This is a genomic window from Xanthomonas hortorum pv. pelargonii (assembly GCF_024499015.1).
GTDB classification, from domain to species: Bacteria; Pseudomonadota; Gammaproteobacteria; order Xanthomonadales; family Xanthomonadaceae; genus Xanthomonas; species Xanthomonas hortorum_B.
In genome coordinates this window covers 4,857,866-4,875,603 of sequence record NZ_CP098604.1, presented here as the reverse complement: position 1 = coordinate 4,875,603, position 17,738 = coordinate 4,857,866, and the positions used below count along the sequence as shown (strand labels likewise).

The following is a 17,738-nucleotide window of genomic DNA, read 5'->3' as shown; positions in this document are numbered from 1 at the left end:
ACAGGCAACGGCTTCGCCGTACCCTCACCCCAACCCCTCTCCCGCAGGAGAGGGGCTTAAAGCAAGGCGTCAATGAGTTTCTTCGAGACCTCTTTAGGTCATTGAAATGATCTGCCGAGGCAGCAGCGTGGCTGGGGATTGGCGGAAAGCGGCACATGGATGTGCCGCGGCGGCGAGTCAGACAGGATGTCTGACCGAGCCGAGCAGCCGATCCCCGGCCGCGCTGCTGCAGCTCACCGAAGCCAGTTAAGTAACAAGCCCGCGCTTGCGGCGCGGGCGCTCCCAGCAAGCCGCTTAACTCGCACGCGCAACCCACTTCTCCGCCATGCGCCGCATCGACGGATCCAGCTCCGGCTCGGCAAGCAGCTCTGCGATCGGCCGCCACGCCAATGCCAGCGACTCTTCGCTGACTTCGAACGCCTCGTTCGCGCCGGCCACTACCACATAGCGCGCATCGTAGTGCCAATGTCCGGCTACCTCGCCCCTTGCTGGAATCCAGTGCCGGTCCAGGTCGAAGATTGCCGTCTCGGCCAGGCGCAGCCCGCTCAATCCGGATTCCTCCTGCGCCTCGCGCAAGGCGACCTGCGCCAGATCGCGGTCGCCGTCGGCGTGTCCGCCCAGCTGCAGCCACCGCTGCAGCTTGCGGTGATGGGTCAGCAACGTGCGCGTGCCATCGGCGCTGACCACCCACGCAGAACCGGTGAAATGACCTTCGACACGCTCGCGCACGAATGGATTACTGGCATCGTCCAGCAGTCGCGCGAACTGCTCGGCCAACTCGGCTTCGTCCGGCCAGCGTGCGCGGTAGGCAGCCAATTGCTGTTGCAGCGTCGCATCCACCATCTGTCGTTCTCGGTCGCCCGTTGCGGGCCAGGCGGCCATTATCGTCGTTCATGCTGCGTACGTGCTTGTCGTGAGCGTGTAGCTTTGGCAAGGTAGGCCGCTTGCCTGTCCCACCGGGATGCGGCGCACCACCTTCGTCCGGGCGCCTGCGCCTTAGCTTTGCCACTTAGGGATGTACCGAATGCTGAAGTCTTTGTTGAGGGTCAAACCGATCGAACCCGCCGGACGTGTCGATGCGGGCGAACCGGTCGAAGGCAGCCTGCAAGGCGAGGCCACGCTGCAACGCACCCTCACCGCCAAGCACCTGATCATGCTCGGCATCGGCGCGGTGATCGGCGCCGGCATCTTCGTGCTGACCGGCCAGGCCGCTGCCAACCACGCAGGACCGGCGGTGATGCTGTCGTTCGTGTTTGCCGGCATCGCCTGCGCGTTCGCCGGCCTGTGCTACGCAGAGTTTGCCGCGATGATGCCGGTGTCCGGCAGCGCCTATTCGTATTCATACGCCACGCTCGGCGAGGGCATCGCCTGGTTCATCGGCTGGTGCCTGGTGCTGGAATACCTGTTCGCTGGCTCCAGCGTCGCCGTCGGTTGGTCCGCCTACCTGATCAGCTTTTTGACCGGCACGCTCGGATTACCGTTCCCGGCGGAACTGGCCGGTGCGCCATTGGCCTGGGACGGCCATAACTTCGTCAGCTCCGGCAACCTCATCAACCTGCCGGCCGTGCTGATCGTGGCTGCAGTGAGCATGCTGTGCTACGTCGGCGTCACCCAGTCGGCGTTCGCCAATGCAATCGTGGTGGCGATCAAGGTGGTGGTGATCTGCCTGTTCGTCGGCTTCGGCATTTCGTATATCGACCCGGCCAACTGGCACCCCTTCATCCCGGAAAACACCGGGCCGGGCAAGTTCGGCTGGGACGGGGTATTCCGTGCGGCGTCCATCGTGTTCTTCTCTTACATCGGTTTCGACGCGGTCTCTACCTCCGCCGGCGAGACCAAGGATCCGCAGAAGAACATGCCGATCGGCATCCTGGTGTCGCTGGCGGTCTGCACCGTCATCTACATCATTGTCTGCGCCGTGTTGACCGGCTTGCTGCCCTACACCCAGCTCGGCACCGCCAAGCCGGTGGCCACCGCACTGGAAGCGCACCCGCAGCTGACCTGGCTCAAGACCGCCGTGGAAATCGGTGCGATCGCCGGCCTGTCCTCGGTGGTGCTGGTGATGCTGATGGCGCAGCCGCGCATCTTCTACACCATGGCCAAGGACGGGTTGATGCCCAAACTGTTCGGCAAGGTGCATCCGAAGTTCCACACGCCCTATGTCGGCACGATCTTCGTCGGCGTGGTCGCGGCGCTACTGGCCGGGTTGATCCCGCTCAGCGTGTTGGGCGAACTGGTGTCGATGGGCACCCTGCTCGCCTTCGCCACCGTGTGCGCCGGCGTGATGGTCTTGCGCTTCACCAAGCCCGAGCTGGAGCGCCCGTTCCGGGTGCCGTTGGCGATGGTGATCTGCCCGCTGGGCGCGCTGGCCTGCCTGTTCCTGTTCTTCCAGGCCTTCCAGGAGCACTGGAAAGTGTTCGTGGGCTGGACCGTGATCGGTCTGTTTATCTATTTCGGTTACGGCATCCGCCATAGCCGTCTTGCCCGTAAGGTGTAACTGCGAGTCACTACTGCGAGTCCCTCGCAAGAGCCCGCACATCCGTGTGCGGGGATTCAATCACGCGAGTCCCTCGCAAGAGCCCGCATATCTCGCACACGCCCGCACCTCCATGTGCAGGGATTCAACAGGAACCGCTGCATGTTCAAGCAACTCTGGGCCACCAAACACCCGCACGCCAGCCATGAGGCGGCCGACGGGCTGGGCCTGCAACGCGCGCTCGGGCCGTGGGGATTGACTGCACTGGGCATCGGCGCAGTGATCGGCGGCGGCATCTTCGTCATCACCGGCCAGGCAGCCGCCGACCATGCCGGCCCGGCGATCATGCTGTCGTTCGTGCTGGCAGCGGTGTGCTGCGCGTTCTGCGCGATGGCCTACGCCGAGTTTGCCGCGATGGTGCCGGTCTCCGGCAGCGCCTATACCTATACTTACGCCACCTTCGGCGAGCTGGCGGCCTGGTTCATCGGCTGGATGCTGGTGCTGGAATACGGCGTCTCCGCCTCAGCCGTGGCGGTCAGCTGGACCGGCTATTTCCTCAGCCTGCTGGAACACTTCGGGATTCATCTGCCGGCCGCCCTGGTCAGCGCACCGCTGGACGGCAAACTGCAGCGCACCGGTGCGATCGCCAACCTGCCCGCGGCCGGTATCGTGCTGCTGCTGACCTGGCTGTGCTACGTGGGCATCCGCAAGTCGTCGGCGATGAACATGGCCATGGTGATCCTCAAGACCGGGCTGATCCTGCTGGTGATCGGGGTGGGCTGGAAATACGTGGACACCGCCAACTGGCACCCGTTCATCCCAGCCAATGAAGGCCCGGGCAAGTACGGCATGGAAGGTGTGCTGCGCGGTGCGGCGATGGTGTTCTTCGCCTATATCGGCTTCGAGGCGGTGTCGGTGGCGGCGCAGGAATCGCACCGCCCGCAACGCGATCTGCCGATCGGCATGATCCTGTCGCTGGTCATCTGCACCGTGCTCTACATCGCGATGGCGGCGGTGATGACCGGGCTGGTGCCCTACACCCTGCTTGGCACCGACGAGCCGGTGGTGACTGCCGTGGCGGCGCATCCGCAGCTGGCCTGGCTGCGCGTGATCGTGGAAGTGGGTGCGTTGATCGGGCTGTCGTCGGTGGTGCTGGTGATGATCATCGGGCAGCCGCGCATCTTCATGATCATTGCGCGCGATGGGCTGCTGCCATCGATCTTCACCCGCATCCATCCCAAGTACCGCACCCCGCACGTCAATACCGTGATCACCGGTGTCGGCATTGCCTTGCTGGCGGCGGTGTTCCCGCTGGATGTGCTGGGTGAGTTGACCTCGATGGGCACGCTGATCGCCTTTGCGGCGGTGTGCGCCGGCGTGTTGATCCTGCGTCGCACCCACCCCGAACTGCCGCGCCCGTTCCGCATGCCGGTGGCCTGGCTGATCTGCAGCGCCGGCGTGTTGAGCTGTCTGGCCCTGCTGTCGGCGATGACGCTGCACAACTGGATGCTGATGGGGGTGTGGACGCTGGTCGGGCTGGTGGTCTATTTCGGCTACGGCTATCGCCACAGCCGTCTGCGGGACGGTCGCTGATTACTTACGTGGGCTGAGAGCGGCTGACAAAACGGCTGCGCGCCGTCTATGGCAGAAGATGACCCAGAGGCCTTCGCTGCAGGGCGGATGATCTGAGGCTTGGCTGCGGGGCCCTTGCCCGCCCACCGTCGCGGGACACGCTGCAAGTACGTCCTTGTAAGCTCTTACGCGGCATCCATGCCGCGTAAGGTCCCGCGACGGTGGGCAGGCAAGGACCAGTCGAGATGGTCGGTGTTCATGGCTTTCAACGAAGCGACCTAGGAACTCTCTGGTGCGGTGTCCTCACCGATTGCGGGACCGTGTGGCGGCATGGATGCCGCCACCGAGCCTCCACGGACGGATTCACGGCGTGTCCCGCGAGCGGTGAGGGCACCGCGCCCTCGGCTCACCAAGGCTTTTGCCCTGAGCTTCTGACTGAATCCAACAAGAGAAAGCTAACAAAACCGCTGCGCTTACTGCTAGGCGCGCGCTCTACGTTTTGCCAGCCGCTCTCGCTCAGGGCGTGGCAGGAACACACCCTGCTGCGCTGCACCTGGCCGTAATCGAGTGGCGCAGTAGAATAGTTCCATGAATGCGACCACTGCCCCCCTGCCCTATAGCGCCGCGCGTCTGCACGAGCTGGCGCAGTTGTTGATCGGCAACATCCGCGAGCTGGCCCAGGCCGGCTGGACGCCGGCCACCAGCAGCAATTTCTCCCACCGCCTGGACGAACAGCACGCTGCGATCACAGTGTCCGGCCGCGACAAGGGCCGCCTGGTCGAAGAAGACATCATGGTGGTGGACTTCGATGGCCTGGCCGTCGGCCGGCCGTTGCGCCCCTCTGCCGAAACCCTGCTGCACACCCAGCTGTACCGCCGGTTTCCGGAGATCGGCTGCGTGCTGCACACGCATTCGCCGGTGCAGACCATCGCCTCGCGGCTGTACGCCGGCAGCGGCGTGATCCGGCTGGAGGGCTATGAGCTGTTGAAAGCCTTTGAAGGCAACACCACCCATGAAACTGCGGTGGACGTGCCAGTGTTCGCCAATACCCAGGACATGCAGGTGCTGGCCGCGCAGGTCGAAGCCTTGCTGGACAAACAGAACCTGTGGGGGTATCTCATCGAAGGACACGGCCTGTATGCCTGGGGCCGCAACATGGCCGAGGCGCGCCGTCATCTGGAGGCGTTCGAGTTCCTGCTGCATTGCGAACTCGAGCTGCTGAAACTGCGCGGCACGCGCTGAGTCCTCGCCACCTCCCTTACCCCTTGTGAGCCAGATCGCCATGAGCCGACTTCGCATCTTCAACGATTCCGACCCCAACCTGGCGCAGTTCGATAGCCGCCACGGCGAGCAGATCGCCGCCGAGCTGAGCAAGATCGGCGTGACCTTCGAGCGCTGGCAGGCCACGCAGCCGATCGAACCGGGCGCCACACCCGAACAGGTCATGGCCGCCTATCGCGAGGATATCGAGCGGCTGAGCGCCGAGCGCGGCTTGAAGACCGTGGATGTGGTCAGCATCGCGCCGGACAATCCCAAGCGCGAAGAAATGCGCGCCAAATTTCTGGATGAGCACTTCCACAAGGAAGACGAGGTGCGATTCTTCGTCGCCGGCTCGGGCCAGTTCACGCTGCACGTGGACGACAAGGTCTACGAGATCGAATGCGTCAAGGACGACCTGATCGCGGTGCCCGACAGCACCCTGCACTGGTTCGACATGGGGCCGGAGCCGCACTTCGTGGCGATCCGCTTCTTCACCGAGCCCGATGGCTGGGTCGGCCACTTCACCGGTACCGAAATCGCCCAACAATTCCCCCGCTATGCCCCCGAGAAACCTCACAAGGCCAGCTGACGATGACACGACCGCAAGCGATCCTCACCGATATCGAAGGCACAACCAGCAGCATCTCGTTCGTCAAGGACGTGTTGTTTCCGTATGCGCGCCGCGCCATGCCGGCCTATGTGCAGGAGCACGGCAGCCACCCGCAGGTGCGCCACTGGCTCAACCAGGTGGCCGATGAAATCGGCGAGGACGTGCCCGACGAGGTCCTGGTCAGCACGCTGCAGACCTGGATCGACGAAGACCGCAAGCACACCGCGCTCAAGGCCCTGCAGGGGCTGATCTGGGGCGATGGCTACAAGACCGCCGACTTCACTGCGCATATCTATGCCGATGCGGCGATCCAGCTGCAGGCCTGGCATGCGGCCGGCATTCCGCTGTACGTGTACTCGTCCGGCTCGGTGCCGGCGCAGAAGCTGTTCTTCGCGCATAGCGATGCGGGCGACCTGAGCGGGCTGGTCAGCGACTGGTTCGATACCGAGGTCGGCCCCAAGCGCGAGAGCGCCAGCTACCGTCGCATTGCCGAACGCATCGGTGTGCCACCGGGCGAGATCCTGTTCTTGTCGGACGTGATCGAAGAGCTCGATGCCGCCAAACGTGCCGGTATGCGCACCGCGCTGCTGGACCGTCTGGAGGACTACCCCACCCCGCGTTCGGCTGAGGATGTCGGTAGCCATCAGCGTGTGGAGAGCTTTACCCAGCTGGTGCTGTAAGCGCGCTCGACAAACCGGCTGGGCGCACTGGCATGTGAGTGCAGTCGGTGTTCGATGCGGCATGTATCACGCGCCTTTTATCGCGCGTAGGCTGCGGCCTTCGGCGCGCCGTCCAAATCCATGGGACGACCGCCGGCCAGGTTCTGTTAGCCGAGTGATGCCGGCGGATGATGCCGATTAAGTATCGGCGACGCATGCACTTAGAGCGGCTAACAAAACGTAGCTAGCAGTTTGTCAGGTGGGCGCGGAGGAACCGGAGTAAGTGGTAGATGCCGATTCCGAGCACCGACCGCGCCTGCCTGGCGGCTGCGCAGTAATTTTGCAAGCCACGCTTAAAGGGCCGCTCTATAAAACGTATTCTGCAAGACCTGTTCTTCAAGACGTGCTTGAAATGGATCAGTGGACGTCATGCAACGTCACGGTCTACGTTGCGATCACTGCGCCCAGGCGCTCCACCCGTTTCTCTTAGACCTCGGCGTTTTTCATGTCGCTGCATTTCACCATCGGACCGAACGCCTTGCTGCGGCGCCTGTCGCTGTTGATCGTCATCGTGACCTTGATGGCCGGTTGCCATCCCGACGCCGGTGCCGCGTTGCCGAGCCAATCTGCGAAGAGCCAGGCTGCGGCAACTCAGGACGAGGTCGATGCGGTCGACCAGGCCGCGCTTGCGCAGGCATTGAAAGCGTTGCAGCCACAGCGCCCCGGCATCACCGACCTGTATGTGGTCGGCTTCGCCGGCGATGCCAGCGACGACGTGTTCCGCAACGAGACGCTGTACCTCAAGCAGCTGTTCGAGCAGCGCTTCGATGCGCGCGGCCGCGTGGTCACGTTGGTCAACAACCCGGACAATCTGGGCGAGCAGCCATACGCACCGCTGGCAACCTACGACAACCTCTACGACACGCTCGCCGCGGTCGGCAAGCGCATGGATCGCAAGGAAGACGCGCTGCTGCTGTTCGTCACCACCCACGGCACCGAAGACCACGCGCTGTATGTGCAGGTGGACGAGAACGAAGAGGATTTCATCAGCCCGCAGGACCTGCGCAAGGCGCTGGACGATGCCGGCATCGGCAATCGCATCATCGTGCTGTCGGCCTGCTACTCGGGCGGCTTCATTCCGGCGCTGCGCTCGCCGGACACGCTGATCCTCACCGCTGCGCGTGCCGATCGCCCATCGTTCGGCTGCGGCAATACCTCCAACGCGACCTACTTCGGCCAGGCCTGGCTGATCGATGCGATGAACCAGCGCGACGACCCGTTGGCTGCGTTCGATGTGGCCAAGGCCGCCATCACTGCGCGCGAGAGACAGGACGGCGAACTGCCCTCGTTGCCGCAGCAATCGCTCGGCAGACGCATCGCGCCGGTGCTGGCACGCTGGCGTGCGGGGCTGCACGCAGGGCCGGCGGTTGCCTATCCATATCCGCCGCTGGAGGTTGCGCCGGACGCCGAGCAGGAAAGCGATCCGAAGGCCGACTCCGAGGCTGAGTCAGCGGACAGCCCGACGAGAACCAAGCTGCCGACGGCCTCCACCACTACGCGCAAACCGTCGCCTGTACCTGCGCCGTCGACACCCTGACAGCTGCAACCCGCTGAGACTAATTCTCATTTCGTCAGCGCTTACGCGGCCTCGCTACACTCGCGCAGCCAGCCAGCGCACGCCAGCCAGCATCGATCCCCGCCAGCGCGCCATCGCCTGCCAGCCCGGATCCCAAAACGCCTCCCTTGTGGAGGCGTTTGTGTTTCTGGCGACAGGGTTGATGCGCCGCATCCAACGCAAACGTTCCGACCAAGAAAATGCCGTAGGAGCGCATTTATGCGCGATGGGCTACACACCAAGAACCCACGCACGACGCACGCCTCTCCATCAAGGATCCGCACGCTGCAAGCGATACACAGTGTTTGCGCTGTACTCACCAGTCGGCAACGCAGCACGCACTTCAACCGTATGCTCGCCAACCTCTAACGTGGTCGGCAACGCGCCACGCCATAGATGCGTGGACGGTGTGGCCTCTGGCGAGCGGTCGTAACCGCGCAATTGCTCGGCCGCATCGTCGCGCACGTTCTCGGCCAGCAAGCGTGGGTCGGCACGCTCCACCCGCTTCATCGGCTGCCATGCGCCATTGTCGATACGCATCTGAACAACGGTATCGTCCTGCCCCATGAACACATTGGCGTAGATGCCCCACGCCGCATACGCGCCCTGGCGCAGCACCTTGGGCGCATGCAACAGCAGTTGCGCGTCGTCGGCCGCGCGCGCGGCGTGATACGCCAGGGTGTAGTCGCCGCTGGGCGCGACCTGCAGCACCGCATAACCATTCGGCGTGCCGTCGCTCATCGTGGCGGTGGGAATGCCGTCGCCGTCCTTGGCGCCCGACCAGAACGCGCCACAGGCCGCGCCGACGTTGTATTCGTGCAGCGGGCGGGCGCCCTGCCACCCTTCGTCGGCGCCGTGATCGACCTGCCGCTGGGTATGGCTGTGCCCGCTGAGCACCAGTACATGCGGAAACTCCTTCAACAGCGCAAACAAGCGACTGCGATCTGCATGCCGGAAGGTTTCCTGTCCTGGCGCTGCATCGAACAATGGAATATGCATGCCCAGCACCAGCAGGCGCTCGCGCGGCAACTGCGCCAGATACGCCCGCAGAAACACGAATTGATCCTCGCGCAGTCCGCCGACATACGCCGGCTTAGCGCCGGGCGTATAGATCACATCGTCCAGAAACACGAAGCTGGCGTTGGCCTGTTCCACCGCATAGGTATCCGGGCCGTAGACCGCACGCCAGCTATCCAGTGAATGCGCATCGTCGCCGGCATCGAAGTTGAGATCGTGATTGCCCGGCACATGGAACCACGGCACGCCCAACTGCGTGGTGACCTTGTTCAAGGCCGGATACAGGCTCAGATCGTCGCTGACGATATCGCCCAGCGTGGTGCCGAGCCGGGCCGAGGTCTTGCCGACGATCGGCGCGACGATGTCGCGCTGGTAGTAACCCACGTCGACGAGGCTGGCGGTCTGGCTGTCGGCGAACACCAGCATCTGAAAGCCATCGGCGGCAGCACTTGCGCGCGGGGTCAGTGCAAAATCCCAGCTGTGCGTATTGCGCCCGGTGGCGGCGATGCCTGGGTACTTGCGCTTGGCCGACCCCTTGGGCGCGTAGTGACGCCAGAAACCCGGCAGTCCGTCGGCGGTTGGTACAAAGCTGCGGTCGCCCGGCTTGATCACGAACACCGTCTGCCCGTCGCGCACCGGCAAGCGGTAGCGGCCTTGCGCATCTGTGCGCACCAGCTGCTCGCCGTTGGAAACGGTGACCCCGGCGATGCCCGGCTCATCCGCGCTGCGTCCGGCCTGCCCGTCGCGCTCTTCGTAGACGATGCCGTCGACAGCCGCATCGCGCGCGTATGCGCTTCCCGCGAGCAATCCCAGGGCCAACAGAGCGATACGAAGCTGCATGCGTTTTCCCGCGAAAAGATCAGCGGAAATTGTACCTGTGGTGGCGAGGCGCACAGCGCGGTTTTGAAGGCCGAAAGACATACGACACATCCTCGTAGGAGCGCCCTTGGGCGCGATGGGCGTTATCGATAACGCCTCATCGCGCCCAAGGGCGCTCTACAACGCCACGTTACTTGTGCCGCGACTCCAACAGCGCCACCGCATCACCCAGGCCCAGGCCGCGCGCGCGCAGCAGCACGATCAGGTGATACAGCAGATCGGCCGATTCGCCGAGCAACTCGGCATCGCCCTGCACCACGCCGGCCAGTGCGGTTTCCACGCCCTCTTCGCCCACTTTTTGCGCGATGCGGCGGATGCCCTGCTCGAACAGTTTGGTGGTGTAGCTGCCGTGCGGGCGCTCGTGTTCGCGCGCGGCGATCAAGGCATCCAGACTGCCGAGGAACTGGCCTGGCGCATTCGTGAAACAGCTGGTGCGGCCAAGATGGCAGGTTGGCCCATGCGGGCGCGCCTGCACCAGCAGCGTATCGGCATCGCAATCGGTCTCGATCGACACCACGCGCAAGACATTGCCCGAGCTCTCGCCCTTGGTCCACAAACGCTGCTTGCTGCGGCTGAAGAAGGTGACTTCGCCACGCTGCTGGGTGACCGCCAAGGCTTCGGCATTCATGTAGCCCAGCATCAGCACGCGCAGGTTGTCGGCGTCCTGCACGACCACCGGCAGCAAGCCGTCGCCCTTGCTCCAGTCCAGCGCGGCGAGCGCGTCGCCCGCTGCTGTTTCGTTCGTTACTGCCCATCACGTACCTCGATCTGTTGCGCGCGCAGGAATTGCTTGAGTTCCGGAATCGGAATCGCGCCGCTATGAAACACGCTGGCGGCCAATGCGCCATCGACATCGGCCTGGTCGAATACATCGGCAAAATGCTGCATCTCACCCGCACCGCCTGAGGCGATCAACGGCACGTGGCACAGCGCACGCACCTGACGCAATTGCGCGATGTCATAGCCACGCCGCACGCCATCGTTGTCCATGCAGTTGAGCACGATCTCGCCGGCACCCAGACGCTGCGCTTCGGCCACCCAATCCAGGGTGCGCATCGGCAAGGCCTGGGTCTTGCTCGGGTCGCCGGTATAGCGACGCACGCGCCACTCACCATCTTCCTCACGAATCGAGTCGACACCGACCACCACGCATTGCACGCCGAAGGCATCGGCCAGCTCGGAGATCAGCTGCGGCCTGCCGAGTGCCGGCGAGTTGATCGAAATCTTGTCGGCACCGGCATGCAGCACCGCACGTGCCGTTTCCACATCGCGAATACCACCAGCCACGCAGAACGGAATATCGATCAACCGCGCGACCCGCTCGACCCAGGTGTAATCGACCGAGCGTCCTTCCGGGCTGGCGCCGATGTCGTAGAACACCAGCTCGTCGGCACCTTGCGCGCGATAGCGCAGCGCCAGCTCGACGATGTCGCCCATGTCGATGTGGTCGCGGAACTTGACGCCCTTGACCACGCGCCCGTCGCGCACGTCCAGGCAGGGAATGATGCGGCGACTCAGCATGCCAGTGCCTCCTTCAAGGCCAGATGCCCTTCCAGCAAGGCCTTGCCGAGCACGATGCCGGCGCAGCCTGCAGCCTTGGCGGCAGCCACATCGGCCAGATTGCGCGCACCGCCGGAGACCTGCACCTGCAGTTGCGGCGCCAGCGTTCGCAGGTGTGCGTACAAGTCCATGTTGGGGCCGGACAGCATGCCGTCGCGCGCGATGTCGGTACACAGCAGATGCTGTAGCCCGGCCTGCGCGTAACGCACGGCCAGCTGATCCAACGTGGCTTCCGCCGCTTCGGTCCAGCCATGCACCGGCAATTGCCAGACGCCGTGCGCGTCTTGCCTGGTATCCAGCGCGATGGTCAAGCGATCAGCACCGAATTCCTGCAGCCAGCCGATGACGGTTTCGCTCTCGCGCACGGCCAAGGAACCCACTACCACGCGTGCGGCGCCGGCATCGAGGATGCGTGCCACATCGTCGCGCGAACGCACACCGCCGCCGGTCTGCACGTGCAGGCCAGTCTGGCGCACGATCTCGCCAAGTGTCGCGGCCAAGGTATAGCCGCCCGCCTTCGCCGCATCCAGATCGACCAGATGCATCCACTGCGCGCCGGCATCGGCAAACGCCTGCGCGCGCGGCAGTACATCGTCGCCGTACTGGGTTTCGCTTGCGTAATCGCCTTGCAGCAAACGCACCACGCGGCCGTTGCGGATATCCAGCGCCGGGTAAACGGTGAAACTCATGGGAAGCTCATCTCAAGAAAATTGCGCAGGATGCGTGCACCGGTTTCGGCCGAACGCTCGGGGTGGAACTGCGCGCCGCAGCGCAGGCCTTGCTGCACCACCGCGGTAAACAAGCCACCGTGATCGCAGGCGGCTACGGTATCGGCCGTCACCGGCGCGGCATAACCGTGCACGAAATAGGCGCTTGCACGTTCCGGCAGACCGGCCAGCAACGCGGATTCGCGCATCGGCACCAGTTGATTCCAGCCCATATGCGGCACGCGAATACCCAGCGCAGGCGTCATGTGGCGCACGATGCCCGGCAACAACCCGAGGCAATCGACATCGCCTTCTTCGGAATGTTCGAACAGCAATTGCATCCCCAAGCAGATGCCGATCAGCGGCACCTGCAGTTGTCGCAAAGGTTCGATCAAGCCCTGCGCGCGCAAGCGCGACATCGCTTCGGGTGCGGCGCCGACGCCGGGCAGGATGACGCGCTGCGCGCCCTGCAACCCTTCGGCATCACGTACCACGCGCGCTTCCACGCTCAACCGCTCCAACGCATAGCGCACCGAGCCCAGATTGGCGCCGCCGGCATCGATCAGCGCAAGGTCGGTCATAGCGCACCCTTGGTCGATGGCAACGCGGTACCTTCGCGGCGGATCGCCTGACGCAGCGCACGCGCCAGGGCCTTGAAGCAGGCTTCGACCTTGTGGTGATCGTTCTCGCCGCGCACGCTCAGGTGCAGATTCAAACCGGACGCATCGCAGATCGAACGGAAAAAATGCGGCACCAGTTCGGTGGGCATGTCGCCCACGCGCTCGCGCTTGAAATCGCCTTCGAACACGAAGTACGGCCGGCCGCTGAAATCCAGCGCAGCACTGGCGATGGTTTCGTCCATCGGCAGCGTGAAGCCATGTTGCGCGGTGTCGCCGGCAACACGCCACGGGCTGTCTTCAGGATCGAAGCCGTAACGGCCGATGCCGCGCTTATCGCCCAGCGCTTCGCGCAAGGCCTGGCCCAGCGCAAGACCGGTGTCTTCGATGGTGTGGTGCTCGTCGATATGCAGATCGCCTTCGGCGCGAATGTCCAGCGCAAAGCCGCCGTGTTTGCCGATCTGCTCCAGCATGTGATCGAAGAACGGCAGGCCGGTGGCAGTGTGCGGTTCGGCCACGCGATCCAGATCCAGTGCGACGCGGATCTTGGTTTCCTTGGTGTTGCGCTGGACTACCGCACGCCTGGGTGCATCGGCCAGCTCGTGTGCGATGCCAGGCCAGTCCCACTCGCCGCCAAACTCGTCGGTACGCAGCTGGAAGCCACGGATATTGAGGTTCTGCGCGAACTGAATGTCGGTGATGCGGTCGCCCACCATCGCCGAGCGTGCCCAGTCGATATTGCGATCCTGCAGATACGGCACCATCAGGCCGACGCCGGGCTTACGCGTGGGCGCGTTGTCAGCGGGCCAGCTGCAGTCGATCAACACTTCGCGAAACACGATGCCCTGGCTGGCGAAGATCTGCAGCATCAGCTTGTTGGGGCCATCGAAGGACGCACGCGGATAGCTTTCGCTGCCCAGGCCGTCCTGATTGCTGACGATGACGAACTGGTAGCCGGCATCGCGCAACTTGAGCATCGCCGGAATCACGTTGTCGACGAAGCGCAGTTTTTCGTAGGCGTCGATCTGGTAATCGGCCGGCTCGGTGATCAGCGTGCCGTCGCGGTCGACGAAAAGAATCGGGGTCATGCGGCGGCCTCCTGCTTGCGTTGTAGCGCACTCAACACGCGCTCGTTTTGTTCGTGCGTGCCCAGAGTGATGCGCAGTGCATCGAACAGCTGCGGCACCGCGCGTTGGTCGCGCACCACCACACCGGCCTCCAGCAGCGCCTGAAATACCGCTTCGGCATCGTCGAAGCGCACCAGCAAGAAGTTACCTTGCGAGGGATACACCTGACGCACACCGGCCAGTTGTTCAAGCGCCTTGTGCACGCGTGTGCGCTCGCTGCGCACCTCCGCAATGCGCCGACGGGTGACTTCCAGCGCCGGCGCGGACAAGGCCTGCTCGGCCATCGCCGCGCACGGGGTCGGCACCGGGTACGGCGCCTGGCAGCGCCGCAGCAAGGCGATCAATTCGGCGTTGGCGATCAGGCTGCCGATGCGTGCCGCCGCCAGCGCATGCGCCTTGGACAGCGTGCGCAACACGGCCAGATTGTCGTAGCGCGCAAGCAGACTCACTGCCGATGGCACATCGGAGAATTCGCCATAGGCTTCATCGACAACCACCAGCGCTTTGCCCTGTAATGCCTGCAAGGCGGTTTCGATCTCGTCCAACGCAATCGCCGAGCCGGCCGGGTTGGACGGCGAACACAGGAACACCAACTTGGCACGCGAGGCCAACGCTGCTTCGACAATCGCAGGGATGTCCGCGTGGAAACCCTCAGGCCCATCCACCAGCGGCACTTCGACCAACGGCGCGTTCTGCAAGCGCGCGCACACCGCGTACATGCCGAACACCGGCGGGGTCACCACCACCGCATCGCGCTCGGGCACGCACAGTCCGCGCACCAGCAGATCGATCGCCTCGTCGCTGCCGCGGCCGATCAACAGTTGCTCGGGCGCGCAGCCGTACAGCGCCGCCAGCGCGCTGCGCAGCCCCTTGGGTTGCGGATCCGGATAGCGCCGCGTGCTGGCGCCCGGGTCGGCCAGATTTCCCCACGCCGACTCGTTGGCATTGAGCCACACATCGCCCTGCAAGGCGCTGGTACGTGCCGACGAGTAGCCGGCAAAGGCGCGCAGGTCCTCACGCACAAGATCCAGAATCGATGTGGTCCTCATGCTGCCACTCCCATCCGCAACGCCACCGCATTGGCGTGCGCATCCAGGCCTTCGGCACGCGCGAGAATCAATGCGCATTCGCCGATGCCGTCGATGCCTGCCTTGCTGGCGGCCTGCACGCTGACCATGTTCTGGAAGCTGGCCACGCTCACGCCGCTATAGGCGCGTGCCGCGCCGCTGGTCGGCAATACATGGTTGGTGCCGCTGCAGTAATCGCCCAGCGCTTCGGGCGTGTAATCGCCTAAAAACACCGAGCCGGCCGCTTCGACCTGGCTCAGCCACGCACGCGGTTCGCGCAGTGCGAGAATCAGGTGTTCCGGCGCATAGCGGTTGCTGATCGCAAATGCCTCGTCCAGCGTCTGCACCTTGATCAGGCGCGATTGCGCCAAGGCCTGGCGCGCGATTTCGGCACGCGACAGCTGCGCCAGCTGAACGTCCAACTGCGCCTCTACAGCTGCAATCAACGCATCGCTGTCGGACAACAGCAACACTTGCGAATCCGGGCCATGTTCGGCCTGCGAGAGTAGATCGGCGGCGACAAAGGCCGGCTGCGCACCGGCATCGGCAATCACCAGCACTTCTGACGGGCCTGCAGGCATGTCGATCGCCGCCGCACCGGACTGCGCCACCTGCTGCTTGGCTTCGGTAACGAAGCTGTTGCCAGGGCCGAACAACTTGTCGCAACTCGGAACCGATTCGGTGCCATACGCCATCGCCGCAATTGCCTGCGCACCACCGAGCTTGAACACACGGCGCACGCCGGTCAGCTGCGCGGCGACCAGCACCGCCGGATCCACACTGCCGTCCTTGCGCGGCGGCGTGCACAGCACCACCTCACGGCAACCAGCTAGGTGCGCCGGCACGCCGAGCATCAATGCGGTCGAGGGCAACGGCGCGCTTCCGGCCGGCACATACAAGCCGACCCGGCCGATCGGCCGCACGATCTTTTCGCATACCACGCCCGGCGCGGTTTCCACCGCATAGCCTGCGCTCATGCCGGCGCGGTGAAAGGTGTCGATCCGCGCCACAGCGTCCTGCATGGCCTGACGCAGCTCCGGGGCCACCGCCGCTTCGGCTGCTGCGAATTCGGCCTCGCTCACGGCGAAGCTCTCCAGCAACACGCCATCGAAGCGCGCAGTGATGTCGCGCAATGCGACATCGCCGCGGGCGCGCACATCGGCAATCAACGCAGCGACCGCCTCGCGTGTCTGAGTGGCCACGGTCTGCACCGGGCGGGTCAATGCCTGGCTGCGTGCAGCGGCATCGAGTTGGGACCAATCGAGAATGTTCATGCCAGCGAGCGCTCCACCGTCAACACCATCAGACCTTGCGCACCGGCGCGTTCGAGTTCTTCCAAGCGTTGCCAGGTCACCGCGCCATGACACATGGTCTGCAACCGCAGAACGCCGTTTCCATCGTCTGGCAACTGCACCAGTGGGTCGGCGTCGGGCAGCAGGCGGCGCAACGCATCCACGTTGTCCTGTTCGGCTCGGAACATCAGCAGCTTGCTGTCGCGCAGCTTGAGCACGCCGTCCATGCGCCGCAGCAGCATCGCCAACAAGGCGGCACGTGCATCGGCCGGTTCGCGCACGGCGCCGGCCAGCACTGCTTCGCTTTCCATGACCAGTTCGACCGGCTTGAGCTGGTTGGCGGCCAGGGTGGCGCCGCTGGAAACCAGATCGCAGATCAGATCGGCGGTGCCCAGGCGCGGTGCGATTTCCACCGAGCCGGACAATTCCACCACCGCCGCGTCGATGCCCTGGCGCTCCAGCCAGTCGGCCAGGATCGCAGGATAGCTGGTGGCGATACGCTTGCCGGCCAGTTGCTCCACACCCTGCCAGTCCCACTCCTCCGGCACCGCGAGCATCAGGCGGCACTGGCCGAAACCGACCCCGCGCACCGCGTGATACGCGGCCGGCAAGCCGTTGCGGCGGCGCTCGGCGGCCTGCTCTTCCAGCTCGTTCTGGCCGACGATGCCCAGGTCGCAGACGCCATCGGCGATCAGGCCTGGGATGTCGTCGTCGCGTACCAGCAGCAGGTCCACCGGCAGCGATTCGCCGTAGCAGAACAACTTGTCGCGGCTCTGCCGCCAGCTCAGCCCGCAGGCAGCCAGCAGGCTGCGCGCCGGTTCGGCCAGACGGCCGCTCTTCTGGATGGCGATACGCAACCGGTCACGTGCCGGTGCTGCCGTGGAAGCACTCATCTTGTTCTCTCAGTGGGATTCGTCAGGGCGCGCCGATTGCTCGCGCAGGGCCGTGGCATAGCCGCCGGCACCGTGTTCCAGGGTGCGTGCAACGCGCCCGATGGTGGTCACGCTGACCTGGGTCAGCTCGTGGATCTCGCGATACGGCACGCCCTTGATCAACAACGGCACCACCCGCCAGCGGTCGGACATGGCCTCCAGCTCGGCAGGCGTGCACAGATCGCGCAGAAAGGCCTCGACTGCGCCGGGCTCCTTCAGGCACGCCAGGGCATCGGCCAGCATCTTGAGGGAGGCGGCGACATCAGCACTTTCGCGGGGAGCGGGTCGTTGTTTCATTGCGTTAATGTAATAGCGTGTTAGTACGTTAACGCAAGCGGGGTCCGCGGG

At 64.6% G+C, this 17,738-nt stretch carries 17 protein-coding genes; 6 read left to right on the top strand and 11 right to left on the bottom strand.

What is annotated here, in order from left to right:
- Positions 1-294 precede the first annotated feature (294 nt).
- Positions 295-882, bottom strand: a complete 588-nt coding sequence (locus NDY25_RS20870; protein WP_168959712.1) for an NUDIX hydrolase — start codon at positions 880-882, stop codon at positions 295-297.
- Between the two features lie 142 nt (positions 883-1,024).
- Here NDY25_RS20870 and NDY25_RS20865 point away from each other — a divergent pair, with 142 nt between their 5' ends.
- The 6 genes from NDY25_RS20865 to NDY25_RS20840 all read left to right on the top strand — a co-directional run bounded on the left by NDY25_RS20865 (position 1,025) and on the right by NDY25_RS20840 (position 8,174).
- Positions 1,025-2,497, top strand: coding sequence for an amino acid permease (locus NDY25_RS20865; protein ID WP_043909600.1), 1,473 nt, complete (start codon positions 1,025-1,027; stop codon positions 2,495-2,497).
- Between the two features lie 141 nt (positions 2,498-2,638).
- Positions 2,639-4,069 carry an amino acid permease gene (locus NDY25_RS20860; protein WP_104549461.1) on the top strand — a complete coding sequence of 477 codons (1,431 nt, stop codon included), beginning with the start codon at positions 2,639-2,641 and terminating at the stop codon, positions 4,067-4,069.
- 567 nt (positions 4,070-4,636) lie between these two features.
- The gene (locus NDY25_RS20855; protein ID WP_023903823.1) at positions 4,637-5,290 is read left to right on the top strand and encodes a methylthioribulose 1-phosphate dehydratase; all 654 of its coding nucleotides are present in this window, start codon (positions 4,637-4,639) and stop codon (positions 5,288-5,290) included.
- 40 nt (positions 5,291-5,330) lie between these two features.
- On the top strand, positions 5,331-5,897 hold the full coding sequence (locus NDY25_RS20850) for a 1,2-dihydroxy-3-keto-5-methylthiopentene dioxygenase (RefSeq protein ID WP_168959713.1): 567 nt from the start codon (positions 5,331-5,333) through the stop codon (positions 5,895-5,897).
- Between the two features lie 2 nt (positions 5,898-5,899).
- Positions 5,900-6,598, top strand: a complete 699-nt coding sequence (gene mtnC, locus NDY25_RS20845; protein WP_168959714.1) for an acireductone synthase — start codon at positions 5,900-5,902, stop codon at positions 6,596-6,598.
- Between the two features lie 484 nt (positions 6,599-7,082).
- Positions 7,083-8,174, top strand: coding sequence for a C13 family peptidase (locus NDY25_RS20840; RefSeq protein ID WP_168959715.1), 1,092 nt, complete (start codon positions 7,083-7,085; stop codon positions 8,172-8,174).
- A 288-nt stretch (positions 8,175-8,462) separates the two neighbouring features.
- Here NDY25_RS20840 and NDY25_RS20835 read toward each other — a convergent pair whose 3' ends face one another.
- From NDY25_RS20835 to NDY25_RS20790, 10 genes are all read right to left on the bottom strand, one after another.
- Positions 8,463-10,049, bottom strand: a complete 1,587-nt coding sequence (locus NDY25_RS20835) for a calcineurin-like phosphoesterase C-terminal domain-containing protein (RefSeq protein ID WP_168959716.1) — start codon at positions 10,047-10,049, stop codon at positions 8,463-8,465.
- 169 nt (positions 10,050-10,218) lie between these two features.
- A complete protein-coding gene (gene hisIE / locus NDY25_RS20830; RefSeq protein WP_256628018.1) occupies positions 10,219-10,797 on the bottom strand; it encodes a bifunctional phosphoribosyl-AMP cyclohydrolase/phosphoribosyl-ATP diphosphatase HisIE in 579 nt (192 codons plus the stop codon).
- A 35-nt stretch (positions 10,798-10,832) separates the two neighbouring features.
- The gene (gene hisF / locus NDY25_RS20825; RefSeq protein WP_168959718.1) at positions 10,833-11,609 is read right to left on the bottom strand and encodes an imidazole glycerol phosphate synthase subunit HisF; all 777 of its coding nucleotides are present in this window, start codon (positions 11,607-11,609) and stop codon (positions 10,833-10,835) included.
- Positions 11,603-12,337 (bottom strand): 1-(5-phosphoribosyl)-5-[(5-phosphoribosylamino)methylideneamino]imidazole-4-carboxamide isomerase, encoded by a 735-nt coding sequence (gene hisA / locus NDY25_RS20820; protein ID WP_168959719.1) that lies wholly within the window; start codon positions 12,335-12,337, stop codon positions 11,603-11,605. Before hisA ends, hisF begins: the two co-directional genes overlap by 7 nt.
- A complete protein-coding gene (hisH, locus tag NDY25_RS20815) occupies positions 12,334-12,936 on the bottom strand; it encodes an imidazole glycerol phosphate synthase subunit HisH (protein ID WP_168959720.1) in 603 nt (200 codons plus the stop codon). Before hisH ends, hisA begins: the two co-directional genes overlap by 4 nt.
- Positions 12,933-14,060 (bottom strand): bifunctional histidinol-phosphatase/imidazoleglycerol-phosphate dehydratase HisB, encoded by a 1,128-nt coding sequence (gene hisB, locus NDY25_RS20810; protein ID WP_168959721.1) that lies wholly within the window; start codon positions 14,058-14,060, stop codon positions 12,933-12,935. Before hisB ends, hisH begins: the two co-directional genes overlap by 4 nt.
- Positions 14,057-15,148, bottom strand: coding sequence for a histidinol-phosphate transaminase (gene hisC, locus NDY25_RS20805; protein WP_168959722.1), 1,092 nt, complete (start codon positions 15,146-15,148; stop codon positions 14,057-14,059). Before hisC ends, hisB begins: the two co-directional genes overlap by 4 nt.
- Positions 15,145-16,440, bottom strand: a complete 1,296-nt coding sequence (hisD, locus tag NDY25_RS20800; RefSeq protein WP_168959723.1) for a histidinol dehydrogenase — start codon at positions 16,438-16,440, stop codon at positions 15,145-15,147. The genes hisC and hisD overlap by 4 nt, the downstream gene beginning before the upstream one ends.
- A complete protein-coding gene (hisG, locus tag NDY25_RS20795; RefSeq protein WP_168959724.1) occupies positions 16,437-17,351 on the bottom strand; it encodes an ATP phosphoribosyltransferase in 915 nt (304 codons plus the stop codon). Before hisG ends, hisD begins: the two co-directional genes overlap by 4 nt.
- Positions 17,352-17,360: 9 nt before the next feature.
- Entirely contained in the window at positions 17,361-17,687 is a 327-nt protein-coding gene (locus tag NDY25_RS20790) for a YerC/YecD family TrpR-related protein (protein WP_168959725.1), read from the bottom strand.
- Between the last annotated feature and the right edge of the window lie 51 nt (positions 17,688-17,738).